Source organism: Ramlibacter paludis, from assembly GCF_022012305.1.
GTDB classification, from domain to species: Bacteria; Pseudomonadota; Gammaproteobacteria; order Burkholderiales; family Burkholderiaceae_C; genus Ramlibacter; species Ramlibacter paludis.
Genome location: NZ_JAKLTM010000004.1, coordinates 416758 through 432167, shown reverse-complemented (window position 1 = coordinate 432167; position 15410 = coordinate 416758). Strand labels below are relative to the sequence as shown.

Genomic DNA, 15410 nt, shown 5'->3' with positions numbered 1-15410 from the left:
CGGGCCGGGCGGAGTGAGAGAATCCTCCGGTGAAAGTCAGAACCCGCTTCGCCCCCTCGCCGACCGGCTTCATCCACCTCGGCAACATCCGCTCCGCCCTCTATCCGTGGGCCTTCGCCCGCTCGCAGGGCGGCACCTTCATCCTGCGCATCGAAGACACCGACCTCGAGCGCTCCTCGCAGGAAGCCGTCGACGTCATCCTCGAAGGCATGAAGTGGCTCGGCCTCGATCCCGACGAAGGCCCGTTCTACCAAATGCAGCGCATGGAGCGCTACCGCGCGGTCGTCCAGGAGATGCAGGACAAGGGCCTGGTCTATCCCTGCTACATGAGCGTGGCCGAACTCGACGCGCTGCGCGAGAAGCAGATGGCCGCCAAGCAGAAGCCGCGCTACGACGGCACCTGGCGCCCCGAGCCGGGCAAGACGCTGCCGCCCGTGCCCGAAGGCGTGCAGCCGGTGCTGCGCTTCAAGAACCCGATCGGCGGCGTGGTCGCCTGGGACGACAAGGTCAAGGGCCGCATCGAGATCGCCAACGACGAACTCGACGACCTGGTGATCGCGCGGCCGGACGGCACGCCCACGTACAACTTCTGCGTGGTGGTGGACGACATCGACATGCAGATCACGCACGTGATCCGCGGCGACGACCATGTGAACAACACGCCGCGCCAGATCAACATCTTCCGCGCGCTCGGCTACGAGCCGCCGGTGTTCGCGCACCTGCCCACCGTGCTGAACGAGCAGGGCGAGAAGATGAGCAAGCGCAACGGCGCCAAGCCGGTCACGGGCTACCGCGACGAGGGCTACCTGGCCGACGCCGTGGTGAACTACCTGGCGCGCCTGGGCTGGTCGCACGGCGACGACGAGATCTTCAGCCGCGAGCAGTTCCTGCAGTGGTTCAACCTGGACCACCTGGGCAAGAGCGCGGCGCAGTTCGACGACGCCAAGCTGCGCTGGGTGAACAGCCAGCACATGAAGGCGATGGACGACGCGGCGCTGGCGCAGCTGGTCGAGCCGCTGCTGCGCCAGCGCGGCGTGGAACCCGATGCGCGGCTGCCGGTGATCTGCGGCCTGGTCAAGGACCGTTGCGACACGCTGCTGGTGCTGGCCGACTGGGCGCAGCGCTTCTACGCCGACGTCACGCCCAATGCGGACGAGGCGGCCAAGCACATCACCGATGGCGTGCGCCCGGCGATCAGCATGCTGGCCAAGACGCTGGAAACCAACGAGTGGACGAAAGAGGCGATCGGCGAGGCCATCAAGGACGTGCTGCGCGCCACCGGCCTGAAGATGCCGCAGCTGGCCATGCCGGTGCGCGTGCTGGTGATGGGCACGGCGCAGACGCCGTCGCTGGACGCGGTGCTGGCGGCAAGCCGGCGCGAAGTTGTGGTCGAGCGGCTGCGGAAGGCTTGAAAAACACCATATAATGCGAGGCTCGACACCAGACGGGGGTATAGCTCAGCTGGGAGAGCGCTTGCATGGCATGCAAGAGGTCTGCGGTTCGATCCCGCATACCTCCACCAAAGTGTCGAAGGTAGTCCGCAAGGACGTTCCAAGGTTTTGACCCTATCGTCTAGAGGCCTAGGACATTACCCTTTCACGGTAAGTACCGGGGTTCGAATCCCCGTAGGGTCGCCAAGTTGCTTGGCATTTGGAGTGGTAGTTCAGTTGGTTAGAATACCGGCCTGTCACGCCGGGGGTCGCGGGTTCGAGTCCCGTCCACTCCGCCAGCTAGTAGTCGCGAAAGCACGGGCCCCCCAGGCCCGTGTTTGTTTTCAGAGAGTTTCGGGGGTATAGCTCAGCTGGGAGAGCGCTTGCATGGCATGCAAGAGGTCTGCGGTTCGATCCCGCATACCTCCACCAATAGGTCCGACCCTATCGTCTAGAGGCCTAGGACATCACCCTTTCACGGTGAGTACCGGGGTTCGAATCCCCGTAGGGTCGCCAGTTCTACTGGCAAATTCGAAAATCGCCAGCCTGGCTGGCGAGTGGAGTGGTAGTTCAGTTGGTTAGAATACCGGCCTGTCACGCCGGGGGTCGCGGGTTCGAGTCCCGTCCACTCCGCCAACATTTTCAAAAGGCCCGATGCGTCGGGCCTTTTTTCTTTTCCGGATCGCTTACTGCGCGAGGCGCTCGACCAGCGCCTCGAGTTCGTCCAGGTCGACGGGCTTCCGCAGCGCATGCGCGGTCGGGCCGAGCGAGCGGACGGCTTCCCGCAAGTCATGCCCGGAGCAGACGATCACCGGCAGCCCCGGGTTCTGCCGAAGGGCGTCGCGCGCGACGTCCAGGCCCGAGCCGTCGGGCAGGTTGACGTCGGTCAGCAGCAGGTTCACGGTCTGCGCCTGCAGCGCCGCGCGCGCGGCCGCGCCGTCCGCCACACCCACGATCAGGCGCTCCGGCGTGGCGAGCAGCTCGGCGAAGGACTCGCGGATGTACTCGTTGTCTTCGACGTAGAGGATGACGAAAGGGTTGGCGGTCATGGCTGGCCTGGTGGACCTATTTGGTCTCCGACGACCAGGGGAAGTTGATGTAGTTGTCGCGCGTATCGAAGCAGATATTGCCGTACATCTTCAGGTAGGCCGCGCGCCGCGCCGGATCGGCATATACCGCGCCGGGGTTGGCCGTGTCGCGCTCGTAGTCCGCGATGTTGCTGCTGGTGAGCGCCTTGGGCAGGATGTCCATGGCCTGCGGGATCGACTTTCCCTCCAGCCAATCGGCCGCCTGCTGGCCCATCGCATAGCCGAAGATGGAGGAGGCCAGGCTGATGCTCGCCTTGTAGGGGCTGCCGCCTTTCTTGATTTCGGCGACCGCTTCCTGCTCGCCGTCGATGCCGCCCAGGAACTGGTCCGCCCGCGCCTTGCCCGCTTCGCGCAACGCCGCCAGTGCTCCCAGCACCACCGTGTCCGCGCCGAGCACCACGTCGATGTTCGGTTGCGCGAGCAGGATCGTCTTCATCGTGCGATGTCCGCCCTCCTTGTCGACGGTGGCGGGAGAAATGTCGGCCACGATCGTCACGCCCGGCAGGGTCCGCAGCGTATCGCGCATGGCGGTGAAACGCGGCGCCAGGAATTGCAGGCTGTCGTGCGTCAGCAGCACCACCTTGGCTTTGCCGCCCAGCCGCGTGTTGATGTAACTTGCCGCCGCATCCGCCAGGACCTTGCCGGTCAGGTACTGCGGCGCGTTCAGCACCGTCGTCGCCGGCGGCGGCACGACCGCACCCACATAGGCGCCGGCGCCCAGGACCTTTTTCAGCGCCGGAGCGAGCGACGGTGGATCGATGGGCGCCACCACGATCGCCCCCGTCCGGTCGGTGGCGATGCCGTCCACCTGCTTGATCATCAGCGCGGCATCGTTGTTGGCAAAGGCAACGTCATAGGCGAGGCCGCGCGCCCGCGCCGCCGCTTCGAGCCCGCGTCCCGCGCCCTGCATGAACTCGCGCCGGTTGTCCTGCACGAAGACCAGCTTCTTCTGCAAACCGGTGGGCGCCCGGCAGGAAGCCCGTGCCGCATCGTAGGCAGGCAGCTTGACCGGCACGGTCAGGCCTTCGCCGGCGGCAAGCGAAGCGCCGCTGAGACACACCAGGGAAGCCACCGCACACAGTCGAAGTTTCATCGCAATGCCATCAAGCCGTCGTCAGCACCAGCCGCGCCGCCGTACCCCGGCCGCGGCTAATGTATTCCACCTGGGTCTGCAGCGCCGCCGCCATCGTCTGGATGATCTTGCTGCCCAGCCCCGTGCCCGTATGCTTGGCATTGGGCGCGATCCCGACGCCGTCATCCTCGACCGTGAGCTCGGCTTTGCCCTCCCCCAGCCGCGTCAGCCGCACCCGCACCTCGCCGGGCTGGTCGTCGGGATAGGCATATTTGAAGGCGTTGGTCACCAGTTCCTGCACCGCCACGCCCAGGCTGACGCTGGCGTCCGTGCGCAGCGACACCGGCTCCAGGTAGCACTTCAGGATCGCGGTATGGCCGTCCTTCTTCATAGCCGTTTCCAGATTGCCCAGCATGGCGCCCAGGTAATCGTCCAGGGCCACGTTGCTCACGTCGCCCGAGGTGTAGAGGCTCTTGTGGATCAGCGAGATGGCGTTGATCCGCGCCTGCGTCTGGGCCAGGGCATCCTTGGCGGCCGGATCGGCGACGGAACGCATCTGCATCCGCACCAGCACCGACACCAGCTGCAGGCTGTTGGCCACCCGGTGATTGACCTCGACCAGCAGGACTTCCGCGCGTTCCCGCGCCAGCGCCAGGTCGGCCGTGCGGGTCTTCACGCGTTCCTCCAGCGTCAGGTTGATGGCCCGCACTTCGTCGCGCGCCTGTTTCAGGTCCTGCCCGTTGCGGTAGACGGTGAAAGCCACCACCCACACCACCAGGACGATGACCACCGCGGAGCCCGCCGAGATCCAGCGCAGCAGCGATGCATTGCGTTGCTGTTCCGCGCTGGCGAGCGCTGCGTTCTCGTCGGCGATCAGGATCGCCCCATAGAGGAAGACATTGATCTCATCCATCAGCGTCTTGCCGCGATTGCGCTGGAGCACGGCCATGGCTTCGGCATCGCGACCGGCATTCTTCAGCGCGATGGTGGAGTCCATCTCGGCAATCTTTTCGGCCACTGCTTCCGACAACCTGGGCAGCATGGCCCGGTTGGGGGCATCCGGCGCGATCATCCGGCCCAGGTCGTCGAGCTCCTGCCGTGCCCGCGTCTTGGACGTGTCGTAAGGGGCCAGGTAGATCTGGTTGCCGGTCAGCAGAAATCCGCGCTGGCTCGACTCCGCGGTGCGCAAGTGATCGCGCAGGTCGACCGCGACGATGCGGATCGTGCGCTGCAAGGCCGATTGCTCGAACAGGCTGTTGCCGCGTTCGACCAGCCAGATCGTGGTGCCCACGATCAGGATCAGCGCCAGGAAGCCGATCGCCAGGCCCGCGCCTACGCCTATCGCCAACCGCCTTCGCTGGAACATCAATCGACTTTCAAGGGATTGGGGGGCAGGAAGATCAGGCCACTCCTTCGCTGGGCGCCAGACTGCCTGGCAATCCGTCCCGCATGATACTCATGTGGTGTCCCGGCCGGGGCCGCCCCCCCATGGCGAGGGGCGCGCGGCAAGGCCTTCGCCTTACCATCGGGCATCGTCATCGAAAGGAATGCCATGGCCCAAGCCGAAGTCTTCGTCCTCTCCGCCGCACGCACCGCCATCGGCACCTTCGGCGGCACGCTCAAGGACGTCCCGCTCTCCCAGCTCGCCACGACCGCCGTCAAGGAAGCGCTGAGCCGCAGCGGCGTCGCCGCCGCCGACATCGGCCACGTGGTGCTGGGCAACGTGATCCCGACCGAACCGCGCGACGCCTACCTGTCGCGCGTGGCCGCCATCCAGGCCGGCCTGCCCAAGGAAACGCCGGCCTTCAACGTCAACCGCCTGTGCGGCTCCGGCCTGCAGGCCGTGGTGTCGGCGGCGCAGACGCTGCTGCTGGGCGAGGCGGAGTTCGCGATCGGCGGCGGCGCCGAAAGCATGAGCCGCGGGCCTTACTTCATGAACGGCGCGCGCTGGGGCGCCCGCATGGGCGACGTGCAGGCCATCGACTACATGCTGGCCATCCTGCACGATCCCTTCCACCGCATCCACATGGGCATCACGGCGGAGAACGTGGCCGAAGCCGAAGGCATCAGCCGCGAGATGCAGGACCAGGTGGCGCTGGAAAGCCACCGCCGCGCCACGCAGGCGATCGCCGAAGGCCGCTTCAAGTCGCAGATCGTCCCGGTGGAGATCGCCACCCGCAAGGGCACGGTGCTGTTCGACACCGACGAACACGTGCGCGCGGACGCGTCGCTCGAGCAGCTGGCCAAGATGAAGCCCGCCTTCAAGAAGGACGGCACCGTTACCGCGGGCAATGCCTCCGGCATCAACGACGGCGCCGGCGCCCTGGTGCTGGCGAGCGGCGAGGCGGTGAGGTCACGCGGGCTGAAGCCGATGGCGCGCCTGGTGAGCTACGCCCATGCCGGAGTCGACCCGACGCTGATGGGCCTCGGCCCTGTGCCGGCCACGCAGCTGGCGCTCAAGCGCGCGGGGCTGAAGGCGTCGCAGATGGACGTGATCGAGTCGAACGAAGCCTTCGCGGCGCAGGCCTGCGCGGTCACGCGCAAGCTGGACCTCGATCCGGCCAAGGTGAACCCGAACGGCTCCGGCATTTCGCTGGGCCATCCGGTCGGCGCCACCGGCGCGATCATCGCGACCAAGGCGCTCTACGAGCTGCAGCGCACCGGCGGTCGCTATGCGCTGGTCACGATGTGCATCGGCGGCGGGCAGGGCATCGCGGCGATCTTCGAGCGCGCCTGAGGGTCACAAGCCGTGGTGGCATTCGCCGCTGCTGCGCTTGACCTCGTTCAGCGCGGTCGGCACGCCATCGTCGACACCCAGCGACGTCTGCTCGACCACCGGCGCCACCGGCACGGCCGGCACCTTCTCGACGGCTGCAGCGGGCCGCGGTGACGGCGTGAGCAGCGCCGCGGTGGCGAAGCCCGCCACGAGCACGGCCGCGGCCGCGCCGGCCAGGCGCGGACGCAGGCGATCGGTTCCGGAGGCGGGCTGCGAGCTGCTGTCGCGGCCCGGTCCAGCCTGCAAGGCACGAATCCCGTAGCACATGGCGGACTCCTTGGCTGCTGCGCCGCGTCCAGTATGGTTCGCGGCGGCAAGCATTTCCAGGACTCCCGTGGTCGAGTGGAAGGATTTGCTGCGGATTCCCGGGAATCCCCCGAAAGACGGCTGGTTCTTCCGGCGCTTCGCCCGGATACTTCCGGCATGCCTCCTCCGCACTCCGCCGTCGTCCCTGCCGTCCTCGCTCCGTCCGCCGTCTCCCCGACCCGGCCGGCCGCCGCCGCCGCAACGCGCAACGGCGCGGAGATCCTGCTCGACACGCTGATCGAGAGCGGCGTCACCACGATCTTCGGCTACCCCGGCGGCGCCGCGCTGCCGCTCTACGATGCGCTCTACAGCCGGCCGGCACTGCGCCACGTCCTCGTGCGCCACGAGCAGGCCGCCGTGCACGCAGCCGAAGGCTATGCGCGCAGCACCGGGCGCGTGGGGGTGGTGCTGGTGACCTCCGGCCCCGGCGTCGGCAACACCATCACCGGGCTGCTCGATGCGATGAGCGATTCGATCCCGGTGCTGTGCATCAGCGGCCAGGTCAGCACCGCCGTGATCGGCACCAACGCCTTCCAGGAAAGCGATGCGCTGGGCATGTCGCGGCCGGTGACCAAGTGGAACCACCAGGCGCGCCGGGCCGAAGACGTGGCGGCGGCCGTGCGGCGCGCGCTCGAAGTCGCGGCAACCGGCCGGCCCGGCCCCGTGCTGCTGGACGTGCCCAAGGACGTGCAGCTGGCGCATCCCGCCGGCGGCCCCGCCGCGCCACCCGCGCGCCCCTTGCGCAACACGCCGCGGCTGCCGCCTTCGGGCAGCTTGCAGCGTGCGGCCGATTTGCTGGCAACGGCGCGGCGGCCCGTGCTCTATGGCGGCGGCGGCCTGGTCAACTCGGGCCTCGCGGCTTGCGCGGCCTTCGCCGAGCTCGCGCGCCTGCTCGATGCGCCGGCGACCCTGACCCTGATGGGACTCGGCGCCTTCCCCGCGTCGGACCGCCGCTTCCTCGGCATGCTGGGCATGCACGGCACGCTGGAGGCCAACCTTGCCATGCACAACGCCGACCTGGTGGTCTGCGTGGGCGCGCGCTTCGACGACCGCGTCACCGGCAAGCTGGCCAGCTTCTGTCCGAACGCGCGCAAGGTCCACATCGACATCGACGCCTCCAGCATCGGCAAGGTGGTGAAGGTCGACGCGCCGCTGGTGGGCGATTGCGCGGCGGTGTTGAACGCGCTGCTGGCGCAGCCGCAGCTGCAAGGCCTGGAGCCCGAACGCCTCGCCCCCTGGTGGGACCGCATCGCCGGCTGGCGTGCGCGCGACAGCCTCGCCTTTCCCGATCGCGACGACGTGATCCTGCCGCAGCAGCTGATGGCCTCGCTGCAGCAGCAACTCACCGGCCGCGACGCGATCGTCTCCACCGACGTCGGCCAGCACCAGATGTGGGCCGCGCAGTACCTGCGCTTCGACGCCCCGCGGCGCTGGCTCACCTCCGGCGGCGCCGGCACCATGGGCTACGGCCTGCCCGCCGCGATCGGCGCGCAGGTGGCGCATCCGGAAGCGACCACGGTCTGCGTGACCGGCGACGCCTCGATCCTGATGAACATCCAGGAGCTGGCGACGGCGCGGCAGCACAAGGCGCCGGTGAAGGTCGTGCTCGCCAACAACGGCTACATGGGCATGGTGCGGCAGTGGCAGCAGCTCAATCACGGCAACCGCCTGAGCCACAGCTGGAACGAGGCGCTGCCGGATTTCGTCGCGCTGGCCAAGGCCTTCGGCTGGGGCGCGCGGCGGGTCGAGCGGCGCGAGGAGCTGGAAGAGGCGCTGGCGGAATGCCTGTTGCATGACGGGCCGTTCTTCCTCGATGCCGTCGTCGCGGCGCAGGAGAACTGCTTTCCCATGATTCCCGCCGGCCGCGGGCACCACGAGGTGATGTTGTCGGCGACGGAGTGGTTTGCGGAGCACGCGGCGAATCCGGAGTGATGGTGGGGTCGCATTCGCGAACCCACCCTACGAACTGCCGACCTCCGTGCCGCTCCCGGTAGGGTGGGTTCGCGCCAGCGACCCCACCACAGCGCGCAGCACCCGTAGGCTGGGTTCGCGCCAGCGACCCCCGCGCTCCCGCCCCGCGACACCGACCCGGTTAGCATGAGGCCCATGCCCGAGCTTTCCCCCCCGTCCCCCGGCGCCTTCACCGAAGTCGCCCCCGGCGTGCACTGGATCCGCCTGCCCATGCCTTTCCGCCTGGACCACATCAACGTCTGGGCGATCGCCGACGGCGAGGGCTGGGCGCTGGTCGACACCGGTGTGCGCACCGAAGCCACCGTCTCCGCCTGGGAAAGGCTGTTCGCGCAGGCGCCCTTCGACCGGCCGCTCACGCGCATCTTCGTCACCCACATGCACCCCGACCACATCGGCATGGCGGGCTGGCTCACGCGCAAGTACGGCGTGCAGATGTGGATCTCACGCCTCGAATACCTCGCTTGCCGGGTCGTGGTGTCGGACACCGGCCGTGAAGCGCCCGCCGACGCCCTGCGCTTCTACAAGGAGGCCGGCTGGAGCACGAGCGCCATCGAAGGCTACCGCGCGCGCTTCGGCAACTTCGGCAAGAACATCTACACACTGCCCGACAGCTTCCGCCGCCTGGAAGACGGCCAGGTGATCCGCATCGGCGAGCACGACTGGGAAGTGGTGGGCGGCAACGGCCACTCGCCCGAGCACTCCTGCCTGTATTGCCCCGCGCTCAAGCTGCTGATTTCCGGCGACCAGGTGCTGCCCAAGATCTCGTCCAACGTGTCGGTGCAGCCGATGGAGCCCGAGGCCAACCCGATGGGCGACTGGATGGCGTCCCTCGACAAGGTGCAGGCCCGCGTGCCCGACGACGTGCTGGTGCTGCCCGCGCACAACGACTGCTTCCACGGCCTGCATGCGCGCATAGACAGCTTGCGCAGCGGGCAGGAAGAAGCCTTCGCCAAGCTGCGCGAGCTGCTGCGCGAGCCCAGGCGCGTGGTCGACGTCTTCCCGGCGCTGTTCCGCCGACCCATCGAGGAATCCGACGCCGGCCTGCTGGGCATGGCGACGGGCGAGGCGGTGGCCTGCCTGAACTACGTCGTGCAGCGCGGCGAAGCGGTGAAGACGCTGCGTGACGGCGTCGCCTGGTACCGGGCTGCGTAAGCGCGCCGTGCGACGCCATCCGATCGCGGTGATCGTGCTGGCGCAGCTGTTCGGCGTTTCGCTCTGGTTCAGCCCGAACAGCGCCGCAGCGGACCTCATGCGGGCGTGGGCGATGACGCCGGCGCAGTTCGGCTGGCTCGCCGGCGCCACGCAGCTCGGCTTCATTGCGGGCACGCTGGCTTTCGCGGCCACCGGGCTTGCCGATCGCTTTCCCGCCAGCCGCATCTTCACGGTGGCCGCCGTGCTGGGCGCGGCCTTCAACGCGGCCTTCGCCCTGTTCGCCGGCACGCCGGCGCAAGGCTTCGTGCTGCGTGTCCTGGTGGGCCTGTGCCTGGCCGGCATCTACCCCCTGGGCATGAAGATGGTGATCGTCTGGAGCCGCGGGCAGGCCGGCGGCGCGCTGGGCCTGCTGATCGGCATGCTGACGCTGGGCACGGCCTTGCCGCACGCCGTGCGCGCCGCCGGCGCGGGCTGGCCGTGGCAGGCGGTCGTGCTCACCTCGTCGGCGCTCGCGCTGCTGGCGGCGGCGGCGATTTTCCGGCTCGGCGACGGCGGACCCCAGGCGCCGCGGCCCGTCGGCACCCTGCGCTGGGGCGAAGTGTGGAGCGCCTTCCGCCTGCCCGCTTTCCGCGCTTCGGCCTTCGGCTACTTCGGCCACATGTGGGAGCTGTATGCCTTCTGGACGGTGGTGCCGTTCCTGCTCGCACGCCTCGTCGGCGACGGCGATGCCACGCTCGTCTCGTGGCTGTCGTTCGCGGTGATCGCTTCGGGCGCGGCAGGCTGCATCGCGGCCGGCCGGTTGAGTCGCCGCTTCGGCAGCGCGCGGGTGGCGGCCGTGGCGCTCGCGACGTCCGGCGCGATGTGCCTGCTGTACCCCGTCGCAGGATCCATGGCGCTGCCGCTGGCCCTGTTGCTGCTGCTGGCCTGGGGCGTTGCGGTGGTCGCGGACTCCGGCCAGTTTTCCGCGCTCTCGGCACAGGCGTGCCCGCCGCACCTGGTAGGCAGTGCGCTGGCGCTGCAGAACAGCATTGGCTTCGGCATCACCGTCGCTGCAATCGCACTCGCGACGGCCTGGCTGGAGGAGATCGGCCCGGCGGTCGGATGGCTGCTGCTGCCCGGCCCGATGCTGGGCTTGCTGGCCATGTGGCCGCTGGTGCGCCGCGGGGCCTGAGCTTGGGCTATGGTGTCGCCATGCCATTCCTGCGACGCTTCGCCTTCGTCCTCCTGCTTGTCCTGCCGAGCTTCGCTTTCGCCGCCGGCGCGCTCGGTCCCGCCGGCCTGCGCGCGCGCCACGCCAGCCTGGCGCCGCAGCTGGCGGAAAACGCCTTCGGCGGTCCGCTGGTGCTGCAGTACGAGGAGGCGGGCCGGCGCAGCCAGGGTGACGTCTACGCCGTGCTGGAGCATCCCTTCGCGGCCGTGAGCACCGCGCTCACCGATCCCGGCCAATGGTGCGAGATCCTGATCCTGCACCTGAACACCAAGTACTGCCGCCGCAGCGGCGACACGCTCGACGTGCGCGTGGGCAAGAAGGAAGAACAGAAGGTCGACGCGGCCACGCAGCTGCGCTTTGCCTGGCAGCCTCCCGCGGCGCGGCCGGACTACTTCGTGGCGCAGATGGTCGCGCCCGACGGGCCTTACGACACGCGCGATTACCTGCTGCTGGCCGAAGCCGTTCCGCTGGACGACCACCGCACGTTGCTGCACATGGGCTACGCGCTGAGCTACGGCGGCGCCAGCAGCCTGGCCATGCGGATGTACCTCGCCACCATCGCGCACGACAAGGTGGGCTTCTCCAAGGTGAACGGCGCGTACGTCGGCGGCCAGCGCGGCGTGGTGGAACGCAACACCATGCGCTACTACCTGGCCATCGATGCCTACCTCCGTTCGCTGGCCGTGCCGCCGGCGCAGCAGCTGGAGCGGCGGCTGCAGGCGTGGTTCGACGCCACCGAAAAATATCCGCGCCAGCTGCACGAAGTGGAGCGCGACGACTACCTGCGGATGAAGCGCAAGGAAGTCGCGCGCCAGCTGGCGGCGCGCTGAAAGGAGCGATCCGGGTGGAAGCCAAGCTGGCCCAGCTGGGCCGCGCCAAGCGCAATGCCTCGCTGCTGCTGGCCGGCGCGGCCGCCGTCTTCGTCGCCACCATGCTGCTGCCGGAAAGCCGCTGGCTGCTCGCGCTGCGCGCGGTGGCCGAGGCGGCGATGGTCGGCGGCATGGCCGACTGGTTCGCGGTCACCGCGCTGTTCAAGCGCATCCCCACCGGCATTCCCTTCATCACGGCGCACACCGAGGTCATCCCGCGCAGCAAGGACCGCATCGCGGACAACCTCGCCGCCTTCGTGAAAGAGAAGTTCCTGGCGCCCGAATCGCTGGTGGCGCTGATCCGGCAGAACGACCCCGCGCGCTACGTGGCGCGCTGGCTCACCGACGAAGCGAACACGCGCCAGCTCGGGCAGTACGTGGCGCGCGCCGTGGAGGGCGCGCTGCACATGGTGGAGGACGCGCGCATCGAGCAGCTGCTGCGCGACGGCGTGCGCGAGGTGCTGTCCGGCGTCGACCTCACGCAGTCGCTGGCGGGCGTGCTGGAAACGCTGACCGGCAAGGACAGGCACGAGCGGCTGCTGGAGCAGGGCATCGCCAAGGCGATGGAGTGGCTGGAGCGGCCGGCCACGCGCGAGTGGATCGCCGAGCAGATCGTCGCCTGGCTGAAGGAAGACCATCCGAAGAAGCAGAAGATGCTGCCCACGCACTGGATCGGCGAGAACGCGGCCAGCGTGATTGCGAAAGCGGTGCATGGCCGGCTGGACGCGATCCGCGCGAATCCGCAGCACGAGTACCGGCAGCAGTTCGACCGCGCGGTGCACGACTTCGTCACGCGGCTGCAGCAGGAGCCGGAGCTGCGCGCGCGCGGCGAGCAGGTCAAGGAGTACATCCTGCGCGACGCCGCCTTCGGCACCTACGTGGGCGGCCTCTGGGCCTCCATGAAGCAGTGGCTGGCCGACGACCTGCGGCGGCCCGATTCAGCCTTTCACCGCGGCGTGGCCGGTGCGGGTGCGTGGATCGGGCAGCAGCTGGCGCAGGACAGCGGGCTGCGGCACGCGTTGACCTTGCAGATGGAAGAAGCGGCGCGCGGCCTGGCGCCGGACTTCGCGGAGTTCCTCACCCTGCACATCCGCGACACCATCCGCAACTGGGACGCGCACGACATGGCGCAGCAGATCGAGCTGAACATCGGCAAGGATTTGCAGGCGATCCGGATCAATGGCACGGTGGTGGGGGGCGTCATCGGGTTGTTGCTGCACTTGCTGACGTACGTGCCCGGTATGTTCCATTGATGTCATCCCGGCCTCGAGCCGGGATCCACCTCCCGCGGCCGCGCCAGCAACGGGAGATGGATTGCGGGTCAGGCCCGCAATGACATGCCGATCAGGTGCTTCCGCGCACAACGATCTCGAACCCGAGATCGATGCAATGCTTCTCCACCGCTTCCCCGCGCATCAGCTTCACCAGCATCTGCGCCGCCGCGCTGCCGATCTCCCCGCGCGGCGTGCGCACGGTGGTGAGCGGCGGCAGCATCTGGTCGCTGCCGGTCAGGTCGTTGAAGCCCGCGATCTTCACGCGCCCGGGCACGGCGACGCCCATGCGCAGCGCGGCGAGCAAGGCGCCCTGTGCCAGGTCGTCGTTGCAGAAGAAGATGGCGTCCACCGGCGGCGACTGGCCCAGGATCTGCTCGAACATCCGGCCGCCCAGCTCGATGGATGAGGGCGCGGGATTCAGCCACTCGAGCGTCGGCGAATGCAATCCCGCCTCCTGCAGCGTGCGGCGCCAGCCTTCCAGCCGCTGCATCGTGCGCGGATCCAATTGCGCGGCGGCAAAGGCGATGCGGCGGCAGCCGCGTTCCAGCAGGTGGCGCGTCATCGCGGCGCTGCCTTCGTCCTGCGACAGGCCGACGCTGTAGACCCCGGGCGCCGCAGAGGTTTCCATCAGGTGCACGCAAGGCACGGCGCTGGCCGCAATGAGCGCGCGCGTCGCCTCGCTGCGATCGAAGCCCGTCACCAGCATGCCGGCGGGGCGATGCAGCATGTGGCCGCGCAACAGCTGCTCCTCTTCCGCCGCGTCGTAGTGCGTCACGCCGATCAGCGTCTGGTAGCCGGCCTGTCCCAGCGTGCGTTGCGCCGCTTCCAGCAAATCGACGAACAACGCGTTCGACAACATCGGCACCAGCAGCGCCACGTGCGTGCTGGTGCGCGAGGCGAGCGCGCGCGCGGCGGGGTCGGGCACGTAGCCCAGCCGGTTGGCGGCCGCCTGCACGCGCGCCACCAGCTCCGGATCGACGGCGCGTTCGCCGCGCAGCGCGCGCGAAACGGTGATCGGGCTCACGTCCGCGGCCTGGGCCACGTCGGCCAGGGTGACCCGGCCGGTGGCCCGGGACCGGGCGGTTTTGTCGGTCATGGGGTAAACCCTATAATGTTGGGTTTCGTTCGGCGGCTAGGATAGCGCTATCCGATGGCGTTTGACAAGCGCGGTCGGCTTCCTTCGGCGGCGTAGCCCTGGGGAGCCGCATACCGCAGGGTTGAGCGCCATTTTCTTTGGCTATCTTGGACAGCGCTATCCAGTGGGACCTCGCATCGTCATCATGGGCGTCGCCGGTTGCGGCAAATCCAGCCTGGGGGCCGAACTGGCCCGCGGCGAGCGCCTGCCCCTGATCGAGGGCGACGACTTCCACAGCCCCGAAAGCCGCGCCAAGATGGCTGCAGGCACGGCGCTGACCGATGCCGACCGCGCCGGCTGGCTGGCGACCCTGGGCACGCAGCTCCAGGCGCATCCGGACGGCCTGGTGCTGACCTGTTCCGCGCTCAAGCGCGCCTACCGCGACCAGCTGCGCGCCGCCGCGCCGCAACTGCGCTTCGTCTTCATGGAAATCGCGCGCGAGGCCGCACAGGCCCGCGTTTCCGCGCGCGGCGCCCACTTCTTCAGCGCCAGCCTGGTCGACAGCCAGTTCGCCACCCTCGAGCCGCCCACCGGCGAGCCGGGCGTGCTGACCGTCGATGCCCTGCAACCCATCGCCGTGCTGCGTGGCCAGGCCAGCGCCTGGCTGCATGAAAGGAAAGCCGCATGAACCAGCCGCTTGCCAGCGGGCGCTTCCAGCGCTTCACCAACGCCGCCATGGCCGCCTGCCTGGGCGTGATGGCCGTTGCCGTCTTCATCAACGTGGTGCTGCGCTACGGTTTCGGAAGCGGCATCGCGGCCAGCGAGGAACTCTCGCGCCTGCTGTTCGTGTGGATGGTGTTCCTGGGCGCCACCGCCGCCTATCCGGCCGGCGAGCACATGGCCTTCACCTCGCTGGTGGGCCTGCTGCAGAAGCGGCCCGGCGCGATGCTGGCGATGACCGTGGTGATCCGCCTGCTGGTGATCCTGGCCTGCGGCCTGCTGGCCTGGGGCGCCTGGCAGCAGGTGGTGGTCGGCATGGAGAGCCACTCGGTGGTGCTGGGTTACTCGGCGGCGCTGCTGCCGCTGCCGGCGCTGCTCTGTGCCGCCGCCATCGCGGTGATGGCGCTGATCGAACTCGTGAAGCGCGAGCCGCTGGACCTGGGCCACGGCGCCGAAGTGGAGTGATG

The 15410-nt window shown here is 68.9% G+C and carries 14 protein-coding genes and 6 tRNA genes; 15 read left to right on the top strand and 5 right to left on the bottom strand.

Features of this window, described 5'->3' with window-relative positions:
• Positions 1-29 precede the first annotated feature (29 nt).
• The 7 genes from gltX to LZ009_RS15775 all read left to right on the top strand — a co-directional run bounded on the left by gltX (position 30) and on the right by LZ009_RS15775 (position 2066).
• Entirely contained in the window at positions 30-1412 is a 1383-nt protein-coding gene (gene gltX / locus LZ009_RS15805; protein ID WP_275698906.1) for a glutamate--tRNA ligase, read from the top strand.
• A 34-nt stretch (positions 1413-1446) separates the two neighbouring features.
• Positions 1447-1522, top strand: a tRNA-Ala gene (locus LZ009_RS15800).
• A gap of 39 nt (positions 1523-1561) precedes the next feature.
• A tRNA-Glu gene (locus LZ009_RS15795) sits at positions 1562-1637 on the top strand.
• A gap of 15 nt (positions 1638-1652) precedes the next feature.
• A tRNA-Asp gene (locus LZ009_RS15790) sits at positions 1653-1729 on the top strand.
• A gap of 57 nt (positions 1730-1786) precedes the next feature.
• A tRNA-Ala gene (locus LZ009_RS15785) sits at positions 1787-1862 on the top strand.
• Positions 1863-1870: 8 nt separating this feature from the next.
• A tRNA-Glu gene (locus tag LZ009_RS15780) sits at positions 1871-1946 on the top strand.
• Positions 1947-1989: 43 nt separating this feature from the next.
• Positions 1990-2066: transfer RNA gene (locus LZ009_RS15775), tRNA-Asp, on the top strand.
• Between the two features lie 50 nt (positions 2067-2116).
• Here the strand turns inward: LZ009_RS15775 and LZ009_RS15770 are convergent.
• The 3 genes from LZ009_RS15770 to LZ009_RS15760 are packed head-to-tail and all read right to left on the bottom strand — an operon-like array spanning position 2117 to position 4956.
• Positions 2117-2479 carry a response regulator gene (locus tag LZ009_RS15770; protein ID WP_275698905.1) on the bottom strand — a complete coding sequence of 121 codons (363 nt, stop codon included), beginning with the start codon at positions 2477-2479 and terminating at the stop codon, positions 2117-2119.
• A 16-nt stretch (positions 2480-2495) separates the two neighbouring features.
• The gene (locus tag LZ009_RS15765; protein WP_275698904.1) at positions 2496-3611 is read right to left on the bottom strand and encodes a sugar ABC transporter substrate-binding protein; all 1116 of its coding nucleotides are present in this window, start codon (positions 3609-3611) and stop codon (positions 2496-2498) included.
• Positions 3612-3621: 10 nt separating this feature from the next.
• A complete protein-coding gene (locus LZ009_RS15760; RefSeq protein ID WP_275698903.1) occupies positions 3622-4956 on the bottom strand; it encodes a sensor histidine kinase in 1335 nt (444 codons plus the stop codon).
• 186 nt (positions 4957-5142) lie between these two features.
• On the opposite strand from LZ009_RS15760, the gene LZ009_RS15755 reads away from it, so the two are divergent.
• Positions 5143-6327, top strand: coding sequence for an acetyl-CoA C-acyltransferase family protein (locus LZ009_RS15755; RefSeq protein ID WP_275698902.1), 1185 nt, complete (start codon positions 5143-5145; stop codon positions 6325-6327).
• A 3-nt stretch (positions 6328-6330) separates the two neighbouring features.
• Here LZ009_RS15755 and LZ009_RS15750 read toward each other — a convergent pair whose 3' ends face one another.
• Entirely contained in the window at positions 6331-6633 is a 303-nt protein-coding gene (locus LZ009_RS15750; protein ID WP_275698901.1) for a hypothetical protein, read from the bottom strand.
• Between the two features lie 156 nt (positions 6634-6789).
• Here LZ009_RS15750 and ilvB point away from each other — a divergent pair, with 156 nt between their 5' ends.
• The 5 genes from ilvB to LZ009_RS15725 all read left to right on the top strand — a co-directional run bounded on the left by ilvB (position 6790) and on the right by LZ009_RS15725 (position 13127).
• Positions 6790-8604, top strand: coding sequence for a biosynthetic-type acetolactate synthase large subunit (ilvB, locus tag LZ009_RS15745; protein ID WP_275698900.1), 1815 nt, complete (start codon positions 6790-6792; stop codon positions 8602-8604).
• Positions 8605-8778: 174 nt separating this feature from the next.
• On the top strand, positions 8779-9795 hold the full coding sequence (locus LZ009_RS15740) for an MBL fold metallo-hydrolase (RefSeq protein WP_275698899.1): 1017 nt from the start codon (positions 8779-8781) through the stop codon (positions 9793-9795).
• 7 nt (positions 9796-9802) lie between these two features.
• Complete coding sequence (locus LZ009_RS15735; RefSeq protein ID WP_275698898.1) at positions 9803-10966, top strand: MFS transporter; 1164 nt, start codon at positions 9803-9805, stop codon at positions 10964-10966.
• A gap of 20 nt (positions 10967-10986) precedes the next feature.
• On the top strand, positions 10987-11835 hold the full coding sequence (locus tag LZ009_RS15730) for a hypothetical protein (protein WP_275698897.1): 849 nt from the start codon (positions 10987-10989) through the stop codon (positions 11833-11835).
• 14 nt (positions 11836-11849) lie between these two features.
• Entirely contained in the window at positions 11850-13127 is a 1278-nt protein-coding gene (locus LZ009_RS15725; protein ID WP_275698896.1) for a DUF445 domain-containing protein, read from the top strand.
• Positions 13128-13218: 91 nt separating this feature from the next.
• On the opposite strand, the gene gntR is transcribed toward LZ009_RS15725, so the two are convergent.
• A complete protein-coding gene (gene gntR / locus LZ009_RS15720; RefSeq protein WP_275698895.1) occupies positions 13219-14244 on the bottom strand; it encodes an HTH-type transcriptional regulator GntR in 1026 nt (341 codons plus the stop codon).
• 184 nt (positions 14245-14428) lie between these two features.
• Here gntR and LZ009_RS15715 point away from each other — a divergent pair, with 184 nt between their 5' ends.
• Both LZ009_RS15715 and LZ009_RS15710 read left to right on the top strand, forming a co-directional pair.
• Positions 14429-14911 carry a gluconokinase gene (locus LZ009_RS15715; protein WP_275698894.1) on the top strand — a complete coding sequence of 161 codons (483 nt, stop codon included), beginning with the start codon at positions 14429-14431 and terminating at the stop codon, positions 14909-14911.
• On the top strand, positions 14908-15408 hold the full coding sequence (locus LZ009_RS15710) for a TRAP transporter small permease subunit (RefSeq protein WP_275698893.1): 501 nt from the start codon (positions 14908-14910) through the stop codon (positions 15406-15408). The genes LZ009_RS15715 and LZ009_RS15710 overlap by 4 nt, the downstream gene beginning before the upstream one ends.
• Positions 15409-15410 lie beyond the last annotated feature (2 nt).

Bases quoted from the DNA above. Each gene is read 5' to 3' on its own strand.
- LZ009_RS15715 (WP_275698894.1), top strand. From the start codon at position 14,429: ATGGGCGTCGCCGGTTGCGGCAAATCCAGCCTGGGGGCCGAACTGGCC.
- LZ009_RS15750 (WP_275698901.1), bottom strand. From the start codon at position 6,633: ATGTGCTACGGGATTCGTGCCTTGCAGGCTGGACCGGGCCGCGACAGC.
- LZ009_RS15765 (WP_275698904.1), bottom strand. From the start codon at position 3,611: ATGAAACTTCGACTGTGTGCGGTGGCTTCCCTGGTGTGTCTCAGCGGC.
- LZ009_RS15770 (WP_275698905.1), bottom strand. From the start codon at position 2,479: ATGACCGCCAACCCTTTCGTCATCCTCTACGTCGAAGACAACGAGTAC.
- LZ009_RS15760 (WP_275698903.1), bottom strand. From the start codon at position 4,956: ATGTTCCAGCGAAGGCGGTTGGCGATAGGCGTAGGCGCGGGCCTGGCG.
- LZ009_RS15740 (WP_275698899.1), top strand. From the start codon at position 8,779: ATGCCCGAGCTTTCCCCCCCGTCCCCCGGCGCCTTCACCGAAGTCGCC.
- LZ009_RS15730 (WP_275698897.1), top strand. From the start codon at position 10,987: ATGCCATTCCTGCGACGCTTCGCCTTCGTCCTCCTGCTTGTCCTGCCG.
- LZ009_RS15755 (WP_275698902.1), top strand. From the start codon at position 5,143: ATGGCCCAAGCCGAAGTCTTCGTCCTCTCCGCCGCACGCACCGCCATC.
- ilvB (WP_275698900.1), top strand. From the start codon at position 6,790: ATGCCTCCTCCGCACTCCGCCGTCGTCCCTGCCGTCCTCGCTCCGTCC.
- gntR (WP_275698895.1), bottom strand. From the start codon at position 14,244: ATGACCGACAAAACCGCCCGGTCCCGGGCCACCGGCCGGGTCACCCTG.
- LZ009_RS15710 (WP_275698893.1), top strand. From the start codon at position 14,908: ATGAACCAGCCGCTTGCCAGCGGGCGCTTCCAGCGCTTCACCAACGCC.